The sequence below is a fragment of the Pseudomonas sp. ATCC 13867 genome (assembly GCF_000349845.1).
Classification (GTDB): domain Bacteria; phylum Pseudomonadota; class Gammaproteobacteria; order Pseudomonadales; family Pseudomonadaceae; genus Pseudomonas.
Map to the genome: position 1 here is coordinate 2,374,691 of NC_020829.1, position 23,303 is coordinate 2,397,993.

The following is a 23,303-nucleotide window of genomic DNA, read 5'->3' on the forward strand; positions in this document are numbered from 1 at the left end:
GTCCGGTTCCAGGAATCACTGCAGCCCGGTATGAACCGGGCCGATCGACCACAAGAAGGTTTCACACAGAATGCGTAGCGTCGTACTCGACACCGAAACGACCGGTATGCCGGTCACCGACGGCCACCGGATCATCGAGATCGGTTGCGTCGAACTCGAAGGCCGCCGCCTCACCGGCCGGCACTTCCATGTCTACCTGCAACCTGATCGCGAGATCGACGAAGGTGCCATCGCGGTCCACGGCATCACCAACGAATACGTCAAGGACATGCCGCGCTTCCGCGAGGTGGCCAACGACTTCTTCGAGTTCATCAACGGCGCACAGCTGATCATCCACAACGCGGCGTTCGATGTTGGCTTCATCAACAACGAATTCGCCCTGATCGGGCAGACCGAGCGCGCCGAAGTCAGCGACTACTGCTCGATCCTCGATACCCTGCTGATGGCCCGCGAACGTCATCCGGGCCAGCGCAACAACCTCGATGCTCTGTGCAAGCGCTACGGCGTCGACAACTCCGGCCGTGACCTGCACGGCGCACTGCTCGACGCCGAGATCCTGGCCGACGTCTACCTGGCGATGACCGGTGGCCAGACCAGCCTGTCGCTGGCTGGCAATGGCGCGGAGGGCGACGGCAGCGGCCGTATCGCCGCCACGGGGATCCGCCGCCTGGCTGCCGAGCGTAACCTGACCCGTGTAATCCGGGCGACCGATGCGGAGATCGAGGCGCATGTCGCGCGTCTGGCGGTGATCGAGAAGTCCGCTGGCGGCCCGTCGCTGTGGGCGCAGATGGAGGCGCCGAAGGAGTGATCCTTCACGTTGCTTGAGAAGAAGGCCCCTGAACCGGGGCCTTTTTTGTTTTTTGTAGGAGCGAGCTTGCTCGCGAACCGCTCAGCTCCGCTGTCATCGGATAATCCGTTCGCGAGCAAGCTCGCTCCTACACAGGACGCAGGCCTGTCGCCAACGCGACGTTTTATTACAGCCGTCAGCCGAGCGCATTCCCCTATATTCCGTGAGTCCATACTCTGGTAAAGATCGACGCCAGCAGAGCGTCCGCCTCAGGGGCTCACAATGTATAAAGACTTAAAATTCCCCATTCTCATCGTTCATCGCGACATCAAGGCCGACACCGTGGCCGGCGACCGCGTCCGTGACATCGCCCGCGAGCTGGAGCAGGACGGCTTCAGCATCCTCTCCACCGCCAGTTCCGCCGAGGGGCGCATCGTTGCTTCCACCCACCACGGGCTCGCCTGCATCCTGGTCGCCGCCGAGGGGGCGGGGGAGAACCAGCGGTTGCTGCAGGACGTGGTCGAGCTGATCCGCATGGCGCGGGTGCGCGCGCCGCAGTTGCCGATCTTCGCCCTCGGCGAGCAGATGACCATCGAGAACGCGCCGGCCGAGTCCATGTCCGACCTGCACCAGCTGCGCGGCATCCTCTACCTGTTCGAAGATACCGTGCCCTTCCTCGCCCGCCAGGTCAGCCGCGCCGCGCGCAGGTACCTGGAAGGCCTGCTGCCGCCGTTCTTCCGCGCGCTGGTGGAGCACACCGCGCAGTCCAACTATTCCTGGCACACCCCCGGCCACGGCGGCGGCGTGGCCTATCGCAAGAGTCCGGTGGGGCAGGCGTTCCACCAGTTCTTCGGGGAAAACACCCTGCGCTCGGACCTCTCGGTTTCGGTGCCGGAACTGGGCTCGCTGCTCGACCACACCGGCCCGCTGGCCGAAGCGGAGGCCCGTGCGGCGCGCAATTTCGGCGCCGACCACACCTTCTTCGTGATCAATGGCACCTCGACCGCGAACAAGATCGTCTGGCACTCGATGGTCTGCCGCGACGACCTGGTACTGGTGGATCGCAACTGCCACAAGTCGATCCTGCACGCGATCATCATGACCGGCGCGATTCCGCTCTACCTGACTCCGGAGCGCAACGAGCTGGGCATCATCGGACCGATTCCGCTCGCCGAGTTCAGCCGCGAATCCATTGCCGCGAAGATCGCCGCCAGCCCGCTGGCGCAGGGGCGTCAACCCAGGGTCAAGCTGGCGGTGGTGACCAACTCCACCTACGACGGCCTCTGCTACAACGCCGAGATGATCAAGCAGGCGTTGGGGGACAGCGTCGAGGTGCTGCATTTCGACGAAGCCTGGTACGCCTATGCGGCCTTCCACGACTTCTACGACGGGCGCTACGGCATGGGTACCCGCCGCCAGGACAGCGGCCCGCTGGTGTTCACCACCCATTCCACCCACAAGATGCTCGCCGCCTTCAGCCAGGCCTCGATGATCCACGTGCAGGACGGCGGCGCCCGGCGCTTCGACCGGGCGCGTTTCAACGAAGCCTTCATGATGCACATCTCCACCTCGCCGCAGTACGGCATCATCGCCTCGCTGGACGTGGCCTCGGCGATGATGGAGGGCCCGGCGGGGCGTTCGCTGATCCAGGAAACCTTCGACGAGGCGCTGAGCTTTCGCCGCGCCCTGGCCAACGTGCAGCAGAATCTCGCCGAGGACGACTGGTGGTTCTGCGTCTGGCAGCCGCCGGGCGTGGAGGGCACCGACGAGGTCAAGACCTGTGATTGGGTGCTGGAGCCCAACGCCGACTGGCATGGCTTCGGCGATGCGGTCGAGGATTACGTGCTGCTCGACCCGATCAAGGTCACCCTCGCTACGCCAGGCCTCACTGCCGGTGGCCGGCTGGACGCCCGGGGCATTCCCGCCGCGGTGGTCAGCCGCTTCCTCTGGGAGCGCGGGCTGGTGGTGGAGAAGACCGGCCTGTACTCCTTCCTGGTGCTGTTCTCGATGGGCGTGACCAAGGGCAAATGGAGCACGCTGGTCACCGAGTTGCTGGAGTTCAAGCGCAGCTACGACGACAACGAGCCGTTGACGGATGCGTTGCCCAGCGTCGCCCCGGCCGGCGGCGGCCGGTACGCCGGCATGGGGTTGCGCGACCTGTGCGACGAGCTCCATCGCTGCTACCGCGACCATGCCACCGCCAAGGCGATGAAGCGCATGTACACCGTGCTGCCGGAAATCGCCATGCGCCCGGCCGACGCCTATGCGCAACTGGTGCGCGGCGAAGTGGAGGCGGTGCCCATCGACCAGTTGGAGGGACGCATCGCGGCGGTCATGCTGGTGCCTTATCCGCCGGGCATCCCGCTGATCATGCCGGGCGAGCGTTTCACCGAGTCCACCCGCTCCATCCTCGACTACCTGGCCTTCGCGCAGAGCTTCGAGCGTAATTTCCCGGGCTTCGACTCGGATGTGCATGGCCTGCAGGTACACGAGGTGAATGGCGAGCGGCGCTACACGGTGGAGTGCTGCAAGTGACGTGCGGGTCCCGGCATGCGGGACCCGCCGCTTTTTCAAAGTCCAACTATCCTTGTCGGGATTGCTGAAGGGAGAAACGAGGAAAAAGGGAGGTTTCCCCATGCGCTGTCCCGCGACATTGCCGAACGAAAGCGAACGCCTGAGCGCGCTTTCCGACTATGGATTCGACGACGAAGCCCTGCTGCCCAGCCTGGACCCGGTGGTGCAGATCGCCGTGCGCATGTTCGGCATGCCAGTGGCGGCGGTGAACATGATCGGCAGCGACCACGTGTTCTTCGCCGCGGCCACCGGGGTGGGCGACGTGGACATGGGCCGCGATGTGTCCTTCTGCGCCCACGCCATCACCCGGAACGAGGTGATGGTGGTGCCCGATGCCAGCCGCGACGAGCGCTTCCACGACAACCCGCTGGTGACCCGGCCATCCGGCGTGTGCTTCTACGCCGGGGTGCCGCTGCTGTCGGTGGAGGGGCATCCGCTGGGCGCCCTGTGCATCATCGACAGCCAGCCCCACGAGGACTTCTCCGGCGACGACCGCGAGCGTCTGCGCGAACTGGCGCGCATGGCTGCCGATCGTCTGGAGCTGCGCCGTATCGAAGTGGCGTCGGCGCGCACCCGGCCGTTGTTCGAGGAGTACGCCGGCAGTTCGCCGACGCCGGTGGTCTGGTTCGACTGCTGGGCGAAATCGTAGCCTGGAACGAGGCGGCCTCCACGCTCTACGGCTACGCATTGGACGAGGGGGCGGGGCAGTCGTTCGAACTGCTGCTCCCGGAGCGTAACCGTGCCGCCTTCCGCAGTCTGATCAACCGCGCCATCGATGCCACGTCGCTGGATGGCATGGACGTGCCGGCGGAAATCACCGGCGTGCGCCAGGACGGCACCGAGCTGGCCCTCGGGCTCACGCTGTTCTGCTGGACGGAGAAGGGCAAGCTCAAGTTCGAGGCGGTGCTCAAGGACCTCACCGCACGGCAGCGGGAAGAGGAGGCACTGCGCCAGTTGGCCAGCGTCGACGTGCTGACCGGCCTGGCCAACCGTGGCCGTTTCTACCGGGTCACCGAGGACCTCCTGGTGCAGTCGCGCCCGGCGGCGGTGCTGATGATCGATCTGGATGGCTTCAAGGACGTCAACGACTCGCTGGGGCATGCGGTGGGCGACGGCATCCTGCGCGAGGTCGCCCGGCGTTTGGAACGCCTGGCCAGTGCGGATGCCACGGTGGCGCGCATTGGCGGCGACGAATTCGCCATCCTCGAGCCGAACCTGATTTCGCCCGAGCAGGCGATGCGCCTGGCCCTGGCGGCGATTGCCAGTATCGCCGAGCCCATCGTCATCGATGCCGATGACGTGCGGGTGGCGGCCAGTTGCGGGGTGGCGCTGGCGCCACTGCATGCCCAGGAGGCGCTGGAGCTGGTCGGCGACGCGGACCTTGCGCTGTTCAAGGCCAAGAGCAGCGGGCGCAGCCATGCCTTCGTCTTCGTGCCGGCGCTGAAGATGGAGGCGGCGGCGCGGCACCTGTACGGCATGGAACTGCACCGGGCGGTGGCCCACGGTGAGTTCCTGCTGTTCTACCAGCCGCAGGTGAGTCTGAAGGACGGTGCGCTGTGCGGCGCGGAGGCGCTGCTGCGCTGGCAGCATCCGCAGCGTGGGCTGCTGGCGCCGGCGGCGTTCCTGCCGTCGCTGGAGGGTGGGCCGCTGGCGGCGATCGTCGGCACCTGGATCCTCGATGAGGCCTGCGCCCAGGCCGCCTATTGGCGGCGCAACGGCGCGGCGCGGATGCGCATGGGGGTGAACCTGTTCGGCGCGCAGTTCCGCATGGGCAACCTGGTTTCCCAGGTGATCGAGGCGCTGGAGCGTCACGGCCTGCCGGCCGACGCGCTGGAGCTGGAGATCACCGAGAACATCGTGCTCAACCATGACGACGTGGTGCTCGACACCTTGCGCACGCTGCGCGGCCACGGCGTGGGGATCGCCTTCGATGACTTCGGTACCGGGTATGCGTCGCTCAGCCTGCTCAAGACCTATCCGTTGAGCCGGATCAAGATCGACCGCTCCTTCGTGACCGGCATGCTGGAGTCCCGGCAGGATCTGTCGGTGATCCGCGCGATCCTCGACATGGCCCGCAGCTTCGACCTGGATAGCATCGCCGAGGGCATCGAGACGTCGGCCCAGCGTGATCGCCTGCGCAACGAGCGGTGCGCGGAGGGGCAGGGCTACCTGTTCGCCAAGCCGATGCCGGCCAACCTGTTCGAACAGGTCTTCGGGATCGGCGGCCGGCAGGTCGGCTCCGCCTGAGCGACGCGAGGCGAATTTTCGCGGTACGGATTGATCTTGCATGGGGAAAACGTTCGAAGCCTGCGTATTCGCGGCGGAAACTGTTTCCTCCTTTGCCTCGTGCTGACTACCCTGTAGGACAGATCGGATGTGGCCTCCGAATCCAGAGGCCTTCGCCATGACCGGCGCGTCAGGTGGGAACCAATAGAACAAGCCGCAGACTTTAAGGAGCGCAGATGGCGGAAGCGAAGAAGGGCAGCATGGGATTCTGGAGCTGCACCGCGCTGGTGGTGGGGAACATGGTCGGCTCGGGCGTGTTCCTGTTGCCGTCGAGCCTGGCGGCGTACGGCGGGCTCAGCCTGTTCGGCTGGCTGGTGTCGACCACGGGGGCCGTGCTGCTGGCCTTCACCTTCGCCCGGCTGGCGCGGCTCAATCCCGGTGCCGGCGGTCCCTACGCCTATACCCGTGACGGCTTCGGCAGCTTTGCCGGCTACCTCTGCGCCTGGACCTACTGGAAGGCCGCGTGGATCGGCAACGCGGCCATCGCCGTGACTCTGGTGGGTTACCTGCGGGTGTTCTTTCCGGCGCTGGCCGACCCGCTGCTGATGGTCGCCACGGCGATTGGCTCCATCTGGCTGTGCACCCTGATCAACCTGCGCGGCATCACCGCCTTCGCCGTGGTGCAGAACCTGCTCACCGCGCTCAAGCTGATTCCGCTGCTGCTGATCGGTGTCCTCGGCTGGTTCCACTTCAACCCCGATTACCTGAGCATCCCCGCGGCCAGCGAGCTGCCGAACATGGGCTACGCCCAGGCCATCGCCACTACGGCGGCGCTGACGCTCTGGTCCTTCATCGGCCTGGAGTCGGCCACCGTGCCGGCGGACGACGTGCGCGACCCGAAGAAGACCATTCCCCGCGCCACGCTGTTCGGCACGCTGGCGGCGGCGGCGGTGTACATCCTGTCCATCACCGCCGTGCAGGGGCTGATGCCGCCCGAACTGCTGGCCAGGTCCACCTCGCCGTTCGCCGATGCGGCGCGCATTTTGCTGGGCGACTGGGGCTATTACCTGGTGGCGGCGGGCGCGGTGATCGCGTGCCTGGGCGCGCTCAACGGCTGGGTGCTGCTGCAGGGGCAGATTCCGGTGGCGCCGGCCCGCGACGGGCTGTTCCCCGAATCCCTGGGCAAGCTCAACAAGAACGGCGCGCCGGCCAACGGCCTGCTGGCGTCGGGCCTGCTGGTCACCGCGCTGGTGATGGTCGACGGCCACGGCGACCTGGTGGATGTGTTCAACGTCATCATCCTGCTCGGCACCATGACTGGCGTCGTGCCCTATGCCTTCTGTACCGCGGCGCTGCTGCAACTGCTGGCGGTGAAGCCGGAGTCCTTCTCGCCGCGCTCGCGCCCGCAGGTGCTGGCCATCGGTTGCCTGGGCTTCCTCTACTCGCTGTGGGCGCTCTACGGCACTGGCGAACAGGCGATCTTCTGGGGCTTCCTGGTGTTCATGGCCGGTATTCCGATGTACACCTGGCGGCAGTACCGCAACCGCGCCCAAGGGCTGCCGCTGGCGGCGGGCGACTGAGCCCGCTGCCATCACGATCCCGTCAGATCCGCAACGTGATGGCGGTTTTGCGCGCCAGCTCGAACCCGATGCCGTGGCCTGTGTCACAGACCGCGGCATCGACTTTTGGCCTTGCCTTGTTATAGTGGCGCGATTTCTGACATTCGTTTCCGACACTAATAAGAACCGTTGGCCCAGGCTCCAACAGCCGAGTGCCGCACCCTGACGTGAAGCAGGGCATCCGAGGACATCCCGTGACCGAGTACAAAGCATTCCGCGTCGAACTGGCGGACAAGATCGCCCATGTGCAGATCAACCGTCCGGAAAAACTCAATGCCATGAACACCGACTTCTGGAAGGAGATCGTCGATATCTTCCAGTGGGTCGACGACACCGATGAGGTGCGCGTGGTGGTTCTGAGCGGTGCCGGCAAGCACTTCTCCGCCGGTATCGACCTCGCTCTGCTGGCCCAGGCCGGCAGCCGCCTTGGCAAGGACGTCGGTCGCAACGCCCGCGCGCTGCGCAAGACCATCCTCGAGCTGCAAGGCTCGTTCAACGCCGTGGACCGGTGCAGCAAGCCGGTGCTCGCGGCGATCCAGGGCTACTGCATCGGCGGCGGCATCGACCTGATCTCGGCCTGCGACATGCGCTACTGCAGCGCCGACGCGCAGTTTTCCATCAAGGAGATCGACATGGGCATGGCCGCCGACATCGGTACCCTGCAGCGTCTGCCGCGCCTGATCGGTGACGGCATCATGCGCGAGCTGGCCTACACCGGCCGCAATGCCGACGCCCAGGAGGCCCGCCAGATCGGCCTGGTCAACAACGTGTACGCCGATCACTCCGCGCTGATGGACGGTGTGATGGAGATCGCCCGGCAAATCGCGGCCAAGTCGCCGATCGCCATTCGCGGCACCAAGGAAATGATCGGCTACGCCCGCGACCACCGGGTCGAGGACGGCCTGGACTACATCGCCACCTGGAACGCCGCCATGCTGCAGTCGACCGACCTGCAGACCGCCATGATGGCGCACATGAGCAAGAAGAACCCCGAGTTCGCCGATTGATGTCCCTTCATTCTTCTTGCGCGCAGGAGGCGCACTAGGCCGATGGTTACCGGAGCCACGTCCCTCAGTCTGGTTCGCGACGAGTTGTTCGCCACGATGGAAGAGGCCGAGCAGAATCTCGAGCACTTCATCGCCGAGCGTCAGAACGGCAGCCTGCTGCAGCACTCGGTCGAGTGCTTGAGCCAGATTCGCGGCACCCTCAACCTCATCGAGCTGGCCGGCGCGGAGCTGCTGGCCCAGGAAGCGCTCGATCTGGCCACCGACATTCCCGCCGGTGTCGGCGAGGACCGTGACGGTCAGTTGGCGGCGCTGGGCAACGCGCTCTACGTGCTGCGCCGCTACCTGGAAAACCTCGAGGCGCATCGCCAGGAAATCCCCGAGCTGCTGCTGCCGGCGATCAACGACGTGCGCCAGGCTGCCGGCCAGCCGGCGTTGCCGGAAAGTTTCTTCTTCAGCGCGCGGCTGGACCTGCCGCGCCCGCTGCGCGCGGTGACCGCGCCGCAGGTGGAGGATCCTGCCCGTGAAGTCCGCCGCCTGCGGCAGATGTACCAGATCGGCCTGCTCGGGCTGATCCGCGAGCAGAATCTCTACCCCAGCCTGAAGCTGATGAGCCGCGCCCTGGCCAAGCTCGACCTGCTGCTGGGCAGCGCCTCGCGTACCCGCCTGTGCTGGGTCGGCGCGGGTGCCCTGGAGGCACTGGTCGACGCGCAGATGCTGCCGCGCAAGACGCGCAAGCAGGTCTTCGCACGCGTGGATCGCGAGCTGAAGCAACTGATCGCCAATCCGCAATACGAGACGCCGCGCCAGTTGCTCAAGGAGCTGCTGTATCTCACCGCGCTGGCCGATACCGGCGGTCCGCGCGCCGGCGAACTGCGCCAGGTGTTCGGCCTGGCGCCGCTGCCGTTCACCGATCACCTGCTCGAAGACGAGTCGCAGCGCCTGTCCGGCCCCGGCCAGTCGGTGATGCGTTCGCTGTCGGTGGCGATCCGCGAGGAACTCACGGCGGTCAAGGACCAGCTCGACCTGATCGAGCGCGGCGTATCCCAGGCCGACGCGTTGAGCATCCTGCATACCCAGCTGGGCAAGCTGGCCAAGACACTGGGCATGGTTGGCCTGAACTCCGCCTCCACCGCGCTGCAGCATCAGCATGGCGTGGTTGCCGGCTGGGTCGCCAAGGGGGCTGTGGAGGGGCCGGCGGCGCTCAATGCGCTGGCCGATGCCTTGCTCTATGTCGAGAGCATGGTGGGCAACCTGCAGCGCGGCGAGCGGCTGAGCGCACGCGCGGCGCCGCTGGGCGAGGATGAATCCTTTGCCGTACACCAGCTGGCCGAAGCCCGTATCGTGGTGATCGACGAGGCGCAGGCCGGTCTTGCACTGGCCAAGCGGGCGATCACCGCTTATCTCGAATCCAACGGCGACAAGCTGCACCTGGCCAACGTGCCCCTCAGCCTGCAGGCGGTGCGCGGCGGTCTCTGGTTCCTCGGCCAGGAACGCGCGGCGCTGCTGGTGGGTGCATGTGCCGACTATATTCAACAGCGGATGATCGAGACGACGCAGATGCCGTCCGAGCAGATGCTGGAAACCCTGGCCGATGCGTTGACCGGCCTGGAGTATTACCTGGAGGGTGGAGCCATGATGCGGCCTGAAGGTCAACCCGACGTCCTGGACGTCGCCAGCGAGAGCGTCAAGGCCCTGGGCCTGACGGTGGCTGCCTGATGCGTACCGGACGCTGGGAATCGGCGCTGTTCGAGGGGGCTGCGAACGGCGGCTGGGCGGTCGCCCACTGCCAGCAGCAGTTCCTCGCCGACAGCAACGGTGTGCTGTTCCCCCGTGACTGGCTGAAACGCCAGGACCTGCCGGTGCTTTCCGAGCACGTTGTCGGCCATTTCGACGGCGAGCCGGTGTACCTGCTGGAGATCGACCGTACGGACCCGCTGGAAGGCGCCAGCTGGATCGGCCTGCGCCAGTTCATGATGCAGGCCGAGGAAGACATCTTCGCCATGCTCGGCTTCGCCAGCCAGATCGGCATCTGGTGGCGGCAGAACCGCTTCTGCGGCAGTTGCGGCCAGCCCAACCAGCGCATGCCCCGCGACCGCGCCATGCACTGCGAGAGCTGCGGCATCCAGCGCTACCCGCTGCTGTCGCCGAGCATGATCGTGCTGGTGACCCGTGGCGATGAAGTGTTGCTGGCACGCTCGCCGCGCTTCGTGCCGGGGATGTACAGCACCCTGGCCGGCTTCGTCGAGCCGGGCGAGTCGGTGGAGCACTGCGTCGCGCGCGAAGTGCGCGAAGAGGTGGGCGTCGAGATCGGCAACATCCGCTACATGGGCAGCCAGCCCTGGCCGTTCCCGCATTCGCTGATGTTCGGCTATCACGCCGAGTACGTCAGCGGCGAGATCGTCATGCAGCCGGACGAGATCGAGGATGCCCGCTGGTTCCACATCGACGAGCTGCCGCGCCTGCCGGCCGAGCGCTCCATCGCCCGCTACCTGATCGAGGTCTACCTGGCGCGCCGCGCCGGTCGTCCCGATCCCGTCCTGCCCGGCGGCGCCTGACTCCAGGCGCAGCGTCGGCGTTCTTCAGGTCGCGGCAGCGAACCAGTGCTGCCAGGCCAGGCGCACGGTCAGCGCCAGCACTACCAGGATGAACACTGGACGGATGAACTTGGCGCCGCCGCCAATTGCGGTGCGCGCGCCGAAGTAGGCGCCAATCATCAGGGCGCTGCCCATGCACAGGCCCATCACCCAGATTACCTGGCCGGAGGCGACGAACACCGCCAGGGCGAGGACGTTGCTGACGAAGTTCATGCTGCGCGCCACGCCGCTGGCGCGGACCAGGTCCAGCGGGTACATCAGCAGGGTGCTGACGGTCCAGAAGGCGCCGGTGCCGGGGCCGGCGACACCATCGTAGAAGCCCAGGCCCAGGCCCTGCGGCCACTGGCGACGCTGGGCGATGTGCGGATCGGCGTCCAGCGGGGCTTCCGGGGTCTTGCCGAACAGCAGGTACAGGCCGCAGCCGAAGATCACCACCGGGAGCATGCGGTTCAACCATTCCGCCGGCATCAGGTGCGCGGCCCACGCGCCCAGGGCGGCGCCGATGGCGGTGCCGATGATGCCGTTGCGCCACTGGCGCGGATGGAACAGCTTGCGCCGGTAGAAGGTGTAGCTGGCGACGGCGGCGCCGAAGGTCGAACTCAGTTTGTTGGTACCCAGCGCCAGGTGCGGCGGTACTCCGGCGGTGAGTAGCGCGGGGATGGTCAGCAGGCCACCGCCGCCGGCGATGGCGTCGATGAAGCCGGCGAGGAAGGCGACGCCGGCGAGGATGACGAGGGTGGTAGGGTCTACGACGAGTTCGAAGGGCATGGGGTAGGCCTTGATCAGGAGCCCGCGGCGCCACTCTTTTGTAAAGAGCGGGTGGCATGGGAAACGTTAACGGGCCCGAAAGCTGCGACGGTCTGGCTGGCCGCGCAGGTACGCGGTGCGCATAATGCCGGCAATTCTACGTGGAAGGAAATCATTCGATGCAGTACGACGGTCTGGCCTGGGTCATTGCCTTCGTGGCGCTGCTGGCCCTGCTGGTGGCGGCCCGCATTCTGTTCGATCGTCACTGGTTTCTCGGCTGGCTGCGGGGCATGGCGGGCCTTGCGTTCATTGCGCTCGCGACGCTGGTTGCGCTGGTGGCCTGGGACCTGCACAGCTACGACCCGTTGCCGCAGGAGCGTCCGTTGGCCACTCTGAGCTTCAAGCAGTTGAGCCCGCAGCACTTCGAGGTGACGTTGCTGGAGGGGGACCAGGAGCGCCGCGTGGAACTGGCGGGCGATCTCTGGCAACTGGATGCACGGGTGCTGGAGTGGAAGGGCCTGGCGCGGCTGATCGGCCTGGCGCCGGGGTATCGACTGCAGGACCTCAGTGGCCGCTTCCTCGCCGTGGAGCAGCAGTCGATGGGGCGCAAGGTGCCGCTGGCCGGCAAGGTGGCGGGCATCGACCTGTGGCGCTGGCTGCGTGAAGGCCGGCATGACCTGCTGACCTTTGTGCCGAGAGCCGGGCGGGTGAACTACCTGCCGATGGCCGACCAGGCGGTGTTCGCCGTGCGCTACGGACCGGGCGGGCTGACCGCCGAACCGATGAACCCGGCGGCGAACCAGGCCCTGAAAGATTGGCAGTGAACGCTTTTATGTAGGCGAGCTTGCTCGCGAACCGTCCCCCTTCGGAATCCGAGTGAGGCGGGTTCGCGAGCAAGCTCGCTCCTACAGAAGGCCCGATCGCCGTCCATGAAAAAGGGAGCCCACCGGCTCCCTTTTTCGTTTCGCGATAACGCTCAGGCGAGGAAGCCGCCGTCCACGTTCAGCGTCACGCCGGTGGTGTAGCTGGAGGCATCGCTGGCGAGGTAGAGCACGGCGCCGGCCATTTCGCTCGGGTCAGCCACGCGCTTGAGCGGGATGCGCTGCAGGGCGACGTTGCGGATGGCGTCGTTGCTCACCAGCGCCGAGGCGAACTTGGTATCGGTCAGGCCCGGCAGCAGGGCGTTGCAGCGGATGCCGAACTGCGCGCATTCCTTGGCGAAGACCTTGGTCATGCTGATCACCGCGGCCTTGGTCACCGAGTAGATGCCCTGGAACTCGCCCGGGGTGACGCCGTTGACCGAGGCGACGTTGATGATGCTGCCGCCGCCGTTGGCCTTCATCAGCTTGCCGCCTTCGATGGACATGAAGTAATAGCCGCGGATGTTCACGTCGACGGTCTTCTGGAAGGCCGACAGGTCGGTGTCCAGCACGTTGCAGAACTGCGGGTTGGTGGCGGCGTTGTTGACCAGGATGTCCAGGCGGCCGAACTGCTCGCGGATCTGCGCGAAGACGGCCTGGATCTGTTCCATCTCACCGATGTGGCAGGCAATCGCGGTGGCCTTGCCGCCGGCGGCGACGATTTCGTCGGCCACGGCTTGGCAGCCGTCGATCTTGCGGCTGGAGACGATCACGTGGGCACCCTGTTGGGCCAGCAGCTTGGCGATGGCCTCGCCGATGCCGCGGCTGGCGCCGGAGACGAAGGCGATCTTGCCTTCGAGGTCGAACAGTTGGGTCTTGGACATGGGAGTTCTCCTTGTTATTGAGCACGCCTTACAGGCGGGACTTGCCGATGACCTGCAGGCTCACCTGTTCCAGCAGCTTGTTGGCATGGATGAAGGTGGCGAAGCGTTTGTCCTGGGTCTGGCCGTGGAAGAAGCGGTAGTAGATCTGCTGCATGATGCCGGCCAGGCGGAACAGGCCGTAGGTGTAGTAGTAATCGAGGTTGTCGATCTGGATTCCGGCGCGCTCGGCGTAGTAGTCGGCGAACTGCTGGCGGGTCAGCATGCCCGGCTCGTGGCTCGGCTGGCGGCGCAGCATCTGCATCGGCTGCGGGTCGTCGGCCTGGATCCAGTAGGCGAGGGTGTTGCCCAGGTCCATCAGCGGGTCGCCGAGGGTGGTCATTTCCCAGTCGAGCACGCCGATGATCTGCATCGGGTTGTTCGGGTCGAGAATGACGTTGTCGAAGCGGTAGTCGTTGTGGACGATGCCCGGCTTGTGGTGATCGGCCGGCATCTTCTCGCGCAGCCACACCTTCACCTGTTCCCAGGCCGGCGCATCGGGGGTCAGGGATTTCTCGTAGCGATCGATCCAGCCGCCGATCTGGCGCTGCACATAGCCCTCGGGCTTGCCCAGGTCGCCCAGGCCGCAGGCGTTGTAGTCGACGTTGTGCAGGTCGACGAACTTGTCGATGAAGCTCTTGCACAGCGCGGTGGTCTGCTCGGTGCTGAAATTCAGCTCCTTGGGCAGTTCGGCGCGCAGGATGATGCCGTTGACCCGCTCCATGACGTAGAACTCGGCGCCGATCACCGACTCATCGGTGCAGTAGACGTAGGCCTTGGGGCAGTAGGGGAAACCGTCGTTGAGCTGGTTGAGGATGCGGTACTCGCGCCCCATGTCGTGGGCTGACTTGGCCTTCTTGCCGAATGGCGGGCGGCGCAACACCAGCTCACGGTTGTCGTACTGGATCAGGTAGGTGAGGTTCGACGCGCCGCCGGGGAACTGGCTGATGCGCGGTTGGCCCTGCAGGCCGGGAACGTGGTCCTTGAGGAAGCCGTCGATCACGGCGGCATCGAGTTCTTCGCCTTCGCGGGAGCGGATGGTCTGGTCGGTCAACGACATGCTGGTCCCTTTCTTGTACGGGCTTTTACGAATCGTCCTCACGAGGGCCCAAGGCTCCTGGCGAGGTGCGCGCAGGCCGGCGGCCGTTTCTTGCCCGATGGGTTGCGGCAGGATCAGGCAGAGCAATGATGGCGCCGGGTGATCATTGGCTAATCTAATGTCCGTGCCCGTCCGTCACAAGCACGCAGAGCCGTTATTGGCGTCCGTGTTGCACCCCGATCAGGCTGCCTGATTCGCGGGTTGCGGCGGGGCGCGGGCATAAAAAAACCGGAGTCATGGACTCCGGTTTTTCATGCTGCTCGGGCAGGTCGCCTCGGATCAGACCGGGAACAGTTCGCCCAGCTTCATTGCCAGCATCATGTCGCCTTCGGCGCGCAGCTTGCCGGCCATGAAGGCCTGCATGCCGTCGGTTTCGCCGCTGGTGATGCCCTTGAGGGTCTCGCTGTCCATGATCAGGGTGACGTTGGGGGTCTCGGCATCGCCCTGTACGACTTCGCAGGTACCGTCCTTGACGACCAGGTAGTGGTTGTCGCCGTCTTCGATGTTGAACTGGAACACCAGATCCAGGCCGGCGGCCGCGCTGGCGTTGAACTTGCTCTTCATGGTGGAAACGATGTCAGCAACACTCATGGTTCTATTCCTTTTCTAGGTTTTCTCGCGCGACGCTCAAGGTCGCAATGGGCCGGTACTCAACGATAGGTGATGAGTTCCGGCGCCCTCAACAGTTCCAGATGCACGTGACTGTTGAAGGAAGCCAGGGCCACTTCGCTGCCGCGGAACTTCAGGCGGTTGAGCGAGGTGTTGACGATCTGCCAGTTGAGTTCGAAGGCGTTCAGCGGCGGAATGCCGGTCACCAGTTGCAGCATCGCGGTGATGGTGCCGCCGGAGGTGAACACGCCGATGCTGTCCTTGCCGCTGGCCGACTCCAGCAGGCGCTTGAGGCCGCCATGCACGGTGTCGAGGAACTCGGCCCAGCTCACCAGGCCGTCCTTGTCGTGCTCGCCGGACACCCAGCGGGAGATCACGGTGGAGAACAGGCGCTGGAACTCGGCGCGGTGGTCGGCGGCGTTGCGCATGATGTGCAGCGCCTGCGGTTCGATTTCGAGCAGGTCCTGCAGGTGCGCGCGGATCACGGCGTCGGCTTCGAATTCATTGAATGCGGGGTCGATTTCCAGCGCGGGGGTCGCGATGCCGGCGTCGTTCAGCCGGCCCATCACCGCTTCGGCGGTATGGCGCTGGCGGCGCAGGTCGCCACTGACGCAGCGGTCGAAACACTGGCCCAGGCTGGCCAGGTGCTCGCCGAGGATTTCCGCCTGGCGCACGCCGATGGGCGAGAGCACGTCGTAGTCGTCGGCGCCGAACGATGCCTGGCCATGTCGAATCAGGTAGATGCTTCCCACGCGCAGTATCTCGGCAGGGCTGAAAGTTCCGGCGAGGTTATGAGGATCACCTGGGGCTGTCAACGAAAAAACATACGCTTGTTTGAATGCCATTCGTTGGACTGATACAGCGTCTTGCCAGCGCTGGTGGCGCGCCTGCGGCGTGGGTATGCTTGCGGGATTCGCTGCGCCCGCCAGGCGGGTGCGACCAGAATTGTAAAAGGGGATGTGAGTGGAGTTTCTAGCGGATTACGCGGGTTTCCTGGCCAAGACCTTCACCGTGGTGGTGGCCATCGTCATCGTCCTGGTGGTGATCGCCGCGCTGCGCGGCCGTGGCCGACGCGGTGGCAGTGGGCACCTGGAGGTGCACAAGCTCAACGACTTCTACAAGGATCTGCGCGAGCGCCTGCAACATAGCGTATTGGAAAAGGCCAAGCTGAAGGCCCTGCGCAAGTCCGAGGCCAAGTCGACGAAAGAGGCGAAAAAGAAGAAGAGCGGCGAGAAGAGTCGCGTCTACGTGCTCGACTTCGATGGCGACATCAAGGCCTCGGCCACCGAGCAGCTGCGCCATGAAGTCACCGCGCTGCTGAGCCTGGCCACCCCCCGCGACGAAGTGGTGCTGCGCCTGGAGAGCGGCGGCGGCATGGTCCACGGCTATGGCCTGGCCGCCTCCCAGCTGGCGCGCATCCGCCAGGCCGGCGTGCCGCTGACCGTCTGCGTCGACAAGGTCGCCGCCAGCGGCGGCTACATGATGGCCTGCATTGGCGAGCGTATCCTCTCCGCGCCCTTTGCCATCCTCGGCTCCATCGGCGTGGTGGCGCAACTGCCGAACGTGCACCGCCTGCTGAAGAAGCACGACATCGATTTCGAGGTGCTCACCGCCGGTGAATACAAGCGCACCCTGACGGTGTTCGGCGAGAACACCGACAAGGGCCGCGAGAAGTTCCAGGAAGACCTGGAAACCACCCACGAGTTGTTCAAGCGCTTCGTCGTGCATTACCGCCCGCAGCTGGCCATCGACGAGATCGCCACCGGCGAGGTCTGGCTGGGCCAGGCGGCGCTGGGCAGGAAACTGGTGGACGAACTCAAGACCAGCGACGAGTACCTGGCCGAACGTGCTCGTGAGTCGGATGTCTATCAGCTCAGTTACGTACAGAAGAAATCCATCCAGGAACGCTTCGGCGTGGGCGTCAGCGGCGTGATCGACCGCGTGCTGGTGACCTGGTGGGAGCGCCTGGGGCGCAGCCGCTTCTGGCAATGAATCCAGCGGGCGCGGGAGTGCGCCCGTCAAGTTATCGAACGAGGAGGGCGAGATGAGTGCATTCAAGGCGTTGTGGGTCACCGAGTCGGCACACGGCGTGTACGACCTGCAGGTGACCGAGCGGCAGGTTTCCGATTTGCCGGCAGGCGAAGTGCTGGTGCGGGTGAAGTATTCCTCGCTGAACTACAAGGATGCGCTGTCCGCCAGCGGTAACCGTGGCGTCACCCGCAAGTATCCGCACACGCCTGGCATCGATGCCGCCGGCGTGGTTGAAGCGTCCTCGGTGGGCGAGTTCGCCGTCGGCGATGAGGTCATCGTCACCGGCTATGACCTGGGCATGAACACTCCGGGCGGTTTCGGCCAGTACATCCGCGTGCCCGCGGCCTGGCTGATCAAGCGTCCGCAGGGCCTGTCGCTACGCGAAGCGATGATTCTCGGCACCGCTGGCCTGACCGCCGCGCTGTGCGTCGACAAGCTCGAGCGCGCCGGCGTGACGCCGTCCTCAGGCCCGATCCTGGTCACCGGCGCCACCGGCGGCGTGGGCAGCATCGCGGTGATGCTGCTGGCACGGCTGGGCTACACCGTGGCAGCCGCCACCGGCAAGCTGGAGCAGGCCGAATTGCTGAACCGCCTCGGCGCGCGGCAGATCCTCGACCGCGCCACCGTCTCCGATGGCATCGACAAACCGCTGCTGCGCGAGCAGTGGGCCGGCGCGGTGGACACCGTGGGCGGCGACATCCTGTTCAACGTGGTCAAGTCGCTGCAGTACGGCGGCAGCGTCGCCTGCTGCGGACTGACCGCCGGCGCCGCCTTCAAGGCCACCGTGCTGCCCTTCATCCTGCGCGGCGTGAACCTGCTGGGCGTGGACTCGGTGGAGCTGCCGCTGGTGGTCAAGGCTTCCATGTGGGACAAGCTGTCCCTGCAGTGGAAGCTCGACAACCTCGAAGCGGCGGTGCGCGAGGTCACCCTCGACGACCTGCCTGCCGCCATCCACCAGATTCTTGCCGGCAAGCTGGTCGGCCGGGTGCTGGTGAACCTCGGCTAATGCCCGCGCCGGGCCTGGGGGTCAGCCCAGGTCCGGCAGCAGGTAGCCCGCCCACAGCGAATCGGCGAACTGGCTGCGGAAGAAGCCGAAGTGGCCGATGCGCTTCACGCCGATATCTTCTGGAGCGATGCGTTTCACCGTCTTCGGCGCACCACGATAGAAGCCGTGCAGCGATTCGGTATTACGCCCGGACATCATCTCGTCGTCGGTGAAGGAGATGGAGGTGATGGGCGTGCGCACCAATGAATAGGCCTCGCGCACCGCGCCGCCTTCCGCGCCCACGGCGTATTCCGGGTCCAGGCACCAGCGCCGCCATTGCTCGATCACCCCGCGCGGCAGGTCGCCGACCACGCCCAGGCGCTTGCCCGGAAAGTAGCCCAGCAGCGGCGTGAGGGTTGGCGCCAGGCAATACCAGAGCAGCCAGGCCTTGTGCCGCAATCCCTTGGTGTTCTCGCGCCAATAGCCGCTGCCGGTGGCGATGGTGAAGGCGCGATGGATGCGCTCGTTGCCGCGCACGAAGGGCAGGATCTGCCCGCCCAGGCTGTGGCCGACCCAGTACACCGGCAGGTCGCCGGCGGCCTCGACCACCGCGTCGAGCATCGCGCTGCAATCATGCTTGCCCCAGGCCAGTACATCCACATCCAGGTCGCGCAGGTGGCCGCTGCGGGACTTGCCCATGCCGACGTAATCGAAGGTCACGGTGAGATGGCCGCGCTCGGCCAGCCAGTGGGCGAAGGCCGTGTAGAAGCGCTGCTCGACGCCCATCGCGGGGACGATCAGCACCGCGCCACGGATTTCGCCGAGCGGGTAGTACCAGTGGCTGGACAGGTTGTGGCCGTTGCCGTTGTCCAGGGGGCGGGGGAGCGGGGTGATCATGGCGGACTCCGAAAAGGCTTGGAATGAGCAGGGCAGGATTGAAGATGGATGCGCGCCCAGGCAGTATACGAAGACTAGAAATTAATTCTAGAAAATTATTCTAGAATTTTATTCGAGACGGCAATCTCGACAGGAACCTCATGGCCCGACCTTCCCGCAAAGACGACATCCTCCAGGCTGCGCTGGCCTGCTTCAGCGAATCCGGCGTGGACGCCACTACCATCGAGATGATCCGTGACCGCTCCGGCGCCAGTATCGGCAGCCTCTACCATCACTACGGCAACAAGGAACGGATCATCGGCGCGCTGTACCTGACCGGCGTTGGCCAGTACGCGGCGCTGCTGGACGCTGGAATCGAGGAGGGAATGAGCGCGGAGGCCTGTGTGAAGCTGTTCGTCACCTGCTACGTCGACTGGGTCGCGGCCAATCCGGAGTGGGCGCGTTTCATCCTGCACAGCCGCGGTCGGGTCGAGGCCGGGGAGGTGGGTGAGGCGTTGCGTGAGGCCAATCGTGAGCAGGGCCGGCGCATTGCAGCGCTGCTTTCAGAGCACCGCAAGGCTGGCGCCTTCAAGCAGTTGGCGCCGGAGCTGTTCAACTCGGTGGTCATCGGCCCGAGCCAGGACTATGCACGCAACTGGCTGGCCGGGCGGACGAAGGTGGACCTGATCGATTGCCGCGATCAGTTGGCGCAGATTGCCTGGGAGAGTGTGCGGGCCTGAGTTGCGCGCACAGGGGGCCGAGGTGTGCAAGCCTGTAGGAGCGAGCTTGCTCGCGAACAGAGGCTTCCGGTTGCCGCGGAGTTAGGTGGGTTCGCGAGCAAGCTCGCTCCTACGAAAGGCGCTCCCCTGCAGAAATTAAAAAGCCCCGCGTGGCGGGGCTTTTTCAGATCGGCCGGGTCAGGCGAGCTGGCGACGACGGAACAGCGGTTGCGGCTGGGTCACCGAGGTCTGGTAGACCTCGGAGAAGTCCTCCAGGCTGGCCAGCGCGTCATGCGGGTCGCGGTCGGCGCGGATGGCGTAGGCGTCGAAGCCGCAGCTCTGCATGTAGAACAGCTGGTCGCGCAGCACGTCGCCGATGGCGCGCACTTCGCCCTTGTAGCCGAAGCGCTCGCGCAGCAGGCGCGCGGTGCTGAAACCGCGGCCGTCGGTGAAGGCCGGGAAGTTCACCGCGATCACTTGGAACTTGTCCAGGTCCTCGGCGATGGCTTCGGGCTCTTCGTCCGAATCCAGCCACACGCCCAGGCCGCCGTCGCGGCCGCGCAGGGCCGGGCCGTGTTCCAGCCACAGGTTCAGCGGGATGATCACGTCGTCGCAGTTGGGCACGGTCTCGAGGGTCGCGTCCTTGGGCAGCAGGTGCCAGCGGTCGTCGACGACTTCGCGGTTCTTAATGATTCGCTGCATATACGCGTTCCTTGAAGAGGTCGATGCCGATGCGGCGGAAGGTATCGAGGAAGGCTTCCTCCTCGGTGCGCTGTTCCACGTAGACGTTGATGATCTTCTCGATCACGTCGGCCATCTGGTCCTGGGCGAACGACGGGCCGAGGATCTGCGCGAGGCTCGCGTCACGGCTGGCGCTGCCGCCCAGGGACACCTGGTAGAACTCCTCGCCCTTCTTGTCCACGCCGAGGATGCCGATGTGGCCCACGTGGTGGTGGCCGCAGGCATTCATGCAGCCGGAGATGTTCAGGTCGATGTCGCCGATGTCGAACAGGTAGTCCAGGTCGTCGAAACGGCGCTGGATGGCTTCGGCCACCGGGATCGATTTGGCGTTGGCCAGGGAGCAGAAGTCGCCGCCGGGGCAGCAGATGATGTCGGTCAGCAGGCCCACGTTGGGGCTGGCGAAACCGTACTCGCGCAGTTCGCCCCAGAGGGTGAACAGCTGCGACTGCTCGACGTCGGCGAGGATGATGTTCTGGTTATGGCTGTTGCGCACTTCGCCGAAGCTGTAGCGGTCGGCCAGTTCGGCGATCTTGTCCAGCTGCTTGTCGGTGACGTCGCCAGGGGACACGCCGGTCGGCTTGAGCGACAGGGTCACGGCGATGTAGCCGGGCTTCTTGTGGGCGAAGGTGTTGCGCTGGCGCCAGCGGGCGAAGCCCGGATGCTCGGCGTCGAGCTGGGCGAGGGCGGCCTCCTGGTCGTCCAGGACCTTGTAGGCCGGGTCGACGAAGTGCTGGGAAACACGCTGCACTTCCGCGTCGGTCAGGGTGCTCGGGCCGTCCTTGAGGTGCGCCCATTCGGCGTTGACCTTCTCGGCGAAGACTTCCGGGCCCAGTGCCTTGACCAGGATCTTGATGCGCGCCTTGAACTTGTTGTCCCGGCGGCCATAGCGGTTGTACACGCGCAAGATGGCGTCCAGGTACGACAGCAGGTGCTGCCAGGGCAGGAACTCGTTGATGAAGCTGCCGACGATCGGGGTACGGCCCAGGCCGCCGCCGACCAGCACGCGGAAGCCCAGCTCGCCGGCTTCGTTCTTCACCGCTTCCAGGCCGATGTCGTGCACCTCGATCGCGGCACGGTCGCGCGCGGCGCCGTTGACGGCGATCTTGAACTTGCGCGGCAGGTGGGCGAACTCGGGGTGGAAGGTCGACCACTGACGGATGATCTCGCACCAGGGGCGCGGATCCACCAGCTCGTCGCGGGCAATGCCGGCGAACTGGTCGGTGGTGGTGTTGCGCACGCAGTTGCCGCTGGTCTGGATCGAGTGCATCTGCACGGTGGACAGCTCGGCGAGGATCTCCGGCACGTCTTCCAGGGCCGGCCAGTTGAACTGCACGTTCTGGCGGGTGCTGATGTGCGCGTAGCCCTTGTCGTAGTCGCGGGCGATCTGCGCCAGCTTGCGGACCTGCCGGGAGGCCAGCAGACCATAGGGCACTGCGATACGCAGCATCGGCGCATAGCGCTGGATGTACAGGCCATTCTGCAGACGCAGCGGGCGGAATTCCTCGCCGGTCAGTTCACCGGCCAGGTAGCGGCGGGTCTGATCGCGGAACTGCTTGACGCGATCCTCTACGATCCTTTGATCGTATTCGTCATATACGTACATGAATCATCCTGCTGTCAGGCTATAGCGCTCAGGCGTACTGCGTATCCCAGCGCGCACGGCAGCGCGCTCCACGCGGAGTGGGGCGCACGATACCAGTTAGGGAATATGCGTAAAAGTGATGTTTGAGTATATGGCGAGAACTTTTCGATCTATGCCGCGCCGGGCTTGAAGCACAGGCGGGCCGCCGCCTCGGGCGGGTGTCGCGGTCTTGCGAAGCGCCGGTGCGTTTCACCGGCGCGGGCGGGATGAGTCAGGCTTCGCGACCGTGGGCGGCGTCACGCAGTTGCGAGGTGTCGACGCGCACGAAGATGGAGTCGCCGACGCAGGTCAGCACGTCGCCGGCGTAGACCTCGCAGATGATCCGGCTCTTGCGCCCGACCTCGCCCTCGACATGGGCCTTCAGCGTCAGCGGCACACCCATCGGGGTCGGTTTGATGTACTTGATGCCCAGGTTGCCGGTGACGCAGTCGATGCGCGGCAGGCTGCCCGGCTCGCGGCCTTCGGCGCGGTAGTGGTAGGCCATTGCGGTCCAGTTCGAGTGGCAGTCCACCAGCATGGCGATCAGTCCGCCGTAGACCAGCTCCGGCCAGCCGCAGTACTTGGCTTCGGGCAGGTGCTCGGCGACGACGTGAATACCGTCCTCGTGCCAGCGGCTCTTGATATGCAGCCCGTGCGGGTTGCTGCCGCCGCAGCCATAACAGACGCCTTCCGGCGCGACGGTATCTTGCAGTGAATCCACGTGCATGGCCCTTCCTTATCCTTCTCGCTTGTTCTTGTCGAAGCCGCAGCCTAACGGCTTTCGTGGCGTCGCGGAAAGGGGCGGTCGCTTGAGGGGCGGGCGGAGCTGGTCTTAACTCTTGCCTGTGGTCCTTCGACAAACAACGAGAACAAGGGGGAAGCATGAGCGAAGAGTCCAGCAAGGATCGCGACAGCGTCGTCGATGCGCGTGCCGCATTCATCCTGATCCTGCTGGTGGTTGCCACCGCGGTGTACTGGGTCAGCCATCAGTGACAACGGTTCCGGCGGGCCGCGCTGCGGCCCGTCCGGCGCCGCGCCGTTCTAGATCCCTGCGAAGTGCAGCACCAGCTGCACCAGGGAGTAGAGCAGCAGCACGAAGATCAGCGTAAAGAGGATACCCAGGGCAATGAAGTGACTGGCCTTGCCCTGGCTGAAGTCGCGCGCCCGGTTCTTCCCGCTCTGCACACCGAAGGCGGCGGCCAGCACGCTGTGCAGCATCTGCCAGAAGCTTGGCGGTTTGTTCTGTTGATCGTCCATCGTTCGCGCCTCCTATGTTTGGAGCCTGATT

At 65.5% G+C, this 23,303-nt stretch carries 22 protein-coding genes; 12 read left to right on the forward strand and 10 right to left on the reverse strand.

Annotation, left to right across the window (positions count from 1 at the left end):
- The first annotated feature begins 70 nt into the window (after positions 1 to 70).
- The 8 genes from dnaQ to nudC all read left to right on the forward strand — a co-directional run bounded on the left by dnaQ (position 71) and on the right by nudC (position 10,768).
- Complete coding sequence (dnaQ, locus tag H681_RS10865; RefSeq protein ID WP_015476901.1) at positions 71 to 808, forward strand: DNA polymerase III subunit epsilon; 738 nt, start codon at positions 71 to 73, stop codon at positions 806 to 808.
- A gap of 261 nt (positions 809 to 1,069) precedes the next feature.
- Positions 1,070 to 3,322: an Orn/Lys/Arg decarboxylase N-terminal domain-containing protein gene (locus tag H681_RS10870; protein WP_015476902.1), complete on the forward strand. Its 2,253-nt coding sequence runs from the start codon at positions 1,070 to 1,072 to the stop codon at positions 3,320 to 3,322.
- 100 nt (positions 3,323 to 3,422) lie between these two features.
- The gene (locus tag H681_RS26865) at positions 3,423 to 4,010 is read left to right on the forward strand and encodes a GAF domain-containing protein (RefSeq protein ID WP_236620514.1); all 588 of its coding nucleotides are present in this window, start codon (positions 3,423 to 3,425) and stop codon (positions 4,008 to 4,010) included.
- A complete protein-coding gene (locus H681_RS10875; RefSeq protein ID WP_236620539.1) occupies positions 4,004 to 5,608 on the forward strand; it encodes a putative bifunctional diguanylate cyclase/phosphodiesterase in 1,605 nt (534 codons plus the stop codon). The genes H681_RS26865 and H681_RS10875 overlap by 7 nt, the downstream gene beginning before the upstream one ends.
- 215 nt (positions 5,609 to 5,823) lie before the next feature.
- Entirely contained in the window at positions 5,824 to 7,167 is a 1,344-nt protein-coding gene (locus H681_RS10880) for an amino acid permease (protein WP_015476903.1), read from the forward strand.
- 233 nt (positions 7,168 to 7,400) lie between these two features.
- A complete protein-coding gene (locus H681_RS10885) occupies positions 7,401 to 8,213 on the forward strand; it encodes a crotonase/enoyl-CoA hydratase family protein (RefSeq protein WP_015476904.1) in 813 nt (270 codons plus the stop codon).
- Positions 8,214 to 8,255: 42 nt separating this feature from the next.
- The gene (locus H681_RS10890; protein WP_015476905.1) at positions 8,256 to 9,929 is read left to right on the forward strand and encodes a hypothetical protein; all 1,674 of its coding nucleotides are present in this window, start codon (positions 8,256 to 8,258) and stop codon (positions 9,927 to 9,929) included.
- On the forward strand, positions 9,929 to 10,768 hold the full coding sequence (gene nudC / locus H681_RS10895; protein ID WP_015476906.1) for an NAD(+) diphosphatase: 840 nt from the start codon (positions 9,929 to 9,931) through the stop codon (positions 10,766 to 10,768). Before H681_RS10890 ends, nudC begins: the two co-directional genes overlap by 1 nt.
- Before the next feature lie 24 nt (positions 10,769 to 10,792).
- On the opposite strand, the gene H681_RS10900 is transcribed toward nudC, so the two are convergent.
- Positions 10,793 to 11,575 carry a TSUP family transporter gene (locus tag H681_RS10900; RefSeq protein WP_015476907.1) on the reverse strand — a complete coding sequence of 261 codons (783 nt, stop codon included), beginning with the start codon at positions 11,573 to 11,575 and terminating at the stop codon, positions 10,793 to 10,795.
- A gap of 158 nt (positions 11,576 to 11,733) precedes the next feature.
- Here H681_RS10900 and H681_RS10905 point away from each other — a divergent pair, with 158 nt between their 5' ends.
- The gene (locus H681_RS10905) at positions 11,734 to 12,378 is read left to right on the forward strand and encodes a hypothetical protein (protein ID WP_015476908.1); all 645 of its coding nucleotides are present in this window, start codon (positions 11,734 to 11,736) and stop codon (positions 12,376 to 12,378) included.
- A gap of 152 nt (positions 12,379 to 12,530) precedes the next feature.
- On the opposite strand, the gene H681_RS10910 is transcribed toward H681_RS10905, so the two are convergent.
- From H681_RS10910 to H681_RS10925, 4 genes are all read right to left on the reverse strand, one after another.
- A complete protein-coding gene (locus H681_RS10910) occupies positions 12,531 to 13,298 on the reverse strand; it encodes an SDR family oxidoreductase (RefSeq protein ID WP_015476909.1) in 768 nt (255 codons plus the stop codon).
- A gap of 28 nt (positions 13,299 to 13,326) precedes the next feature.
- A complete protein-coding gene (locus H681_RS10915) occupies positions 13,327 to 14,394 on the reverse strand; it encodes a phosphotransferase family protein (protein WP_015476910.1) in 1,068 nt (355 codons plus the stop codon).
- A 318-nt stretch (positions 14,395 to 14,712) separates the two neighbouring features.
- Positions 14,713 to 15,024 (reverse strand): SCP2 sterol-binding domain-containing protein, encoded by a 312-nt coding sequence (locus tag H681_RS10920; RefSeq protein ID WP_015476911.1) that lies wholly within the window; start codon positions 15,022 to 15,024, stop codon positions 14,713 to 14,715.
- Positions 15,025 to 15,083: 59 nt separating this feature from the next.
- Positions 15,084 to 15,794: a histidine phosphatase family protein gene (locus tag H681_RS10925; RefSeq protein ID WP_015476912.1), complete on the reverse strand. Its 711-nt coding sequence runs from the start codon at positions 15,792 to 15,794 to the stop codon at positions 15,084 to 15,086.
- A gap of 211 nt (positions 15,795 to 16,005) precedes the next feature.
- Here H681_RS10925 and sohB point away from each other — a divergent pair, with 211 nt between their 5' ends.
- Together sohB and H681_RS10935 are read left to right on the forward strand one after the other, a co-directional pair.
- Positions 16,006 to 17,034 (forward strand): protease SohB, encoded by a 1,029-nt coding sequence (gene sohB / locus H681_RS10930; RefSeq protein WP_015476913.1) that lies wholly within the window; start codon positions 16,006 to 16,008, stop codon positions 17,032 to 17,034.
- A 52-nt stretch (positions 17,035 to 17,086) separates the two neighbouring features.
- A complete protein-coding gene (locus H681_RS10935) occupies positions 17,087 to 18,079 on the forward strand; it encodes a YhdH/YhfP family quinone oxidoreductase (protein ID WP_015476914.1) in 993 nt (330 codons plus the stop codon).
- A 21-nt stretch (positions 18,080 to 18,100) separates the two neighbouring features.
- Here H681_RS10935 and H681_RS10940 read toward each other — a convergent pair whose 3' ends face one another.
- Positions 18,101 to 18,955: an alpha/beta hydrolase family protein gene (locus H681_RS10940; RefSeq protein ID WP_015476915.1), complete on the reverse strand. Its 855-nt coding sequence runs from the start codon at positions 18,953 to 18,955 to the stop codon at positions 18,101 to 18,103.
- Between the two features lie 140 nt (positions 18,956 to 19,095).
- Here H681_RS10940 and H681_RS10945 point away from each other — a divergent pair, with 140 nt between their 5' ends.
- Entirely contained in the window at positions 19,096 to 19,674 is a 579-nt protein-coding gene (locus H681_RS10945; protein WP_015476916.1) for a TetR/AcrR family transcriptional regulator, read from the forward strand.
- Positions 19,675 to 19,851: 177 nt separating this feature from the next.
- Here the strand turns inward: H681_RS10945 and H681_RS10950 are convergent, their stop codons facing one another.
- From H681_RS10950 to H681_RS10965, 4 genes are all read right to left on the reverse strand, one after another.
- Complete coding sequence (locus H681_RS10950; protein WP_015476917.1) at positions 19,852 to 20,355, reverse strand: DUF934 domain-containing protein; 504 nt, start codon at positions 20,353 to 20,355, stop codon at positions 19,852 to 19,854.
- On the reverse strand, positions 20,339 to 21,997 hold the full coding sequence (locus H681_RS10955; RefSeq protein ID WP_015476918.1) for a nitrite/sulfite reductase: 1,659 nt from the start codon (positions 21,995 to 21,997) through the stop codon (positions 20,339 to 20,341). Before H681_RS10955 ends, H681_RS10950 begins: the two co-directional genes overlap by 17 nt.
- Before the next feature lie 250 nt (positions 21,998 to 22,247).
- Positions 22,248 to 22,742: a PaaI family thioesterase gene (locus H681_RS10960; RefSeq protein WP_015476919.1), complete on the reverse strand. Its 495-nt coding sequence runs from the start codon at positions 22,740 to 22,742 to the stop codon at positions 22,248 to 22,250.
- Between the two features lie 314 nt (positions 22,743 to 23,056).
- Complete coding sequence (locus tag H681_RS10965) at positions 23,057 to 23,272, reverse strand: DUF2970 domain-containing protein (RefSeq protein WP_015476921.1); 216 nt, start codon at positions 23,270 to 23,272, stop codon at positions 23,057 to 23,059.
- Positions 23,273 to 23,303 lie beyond the last annotated feature (31 nt).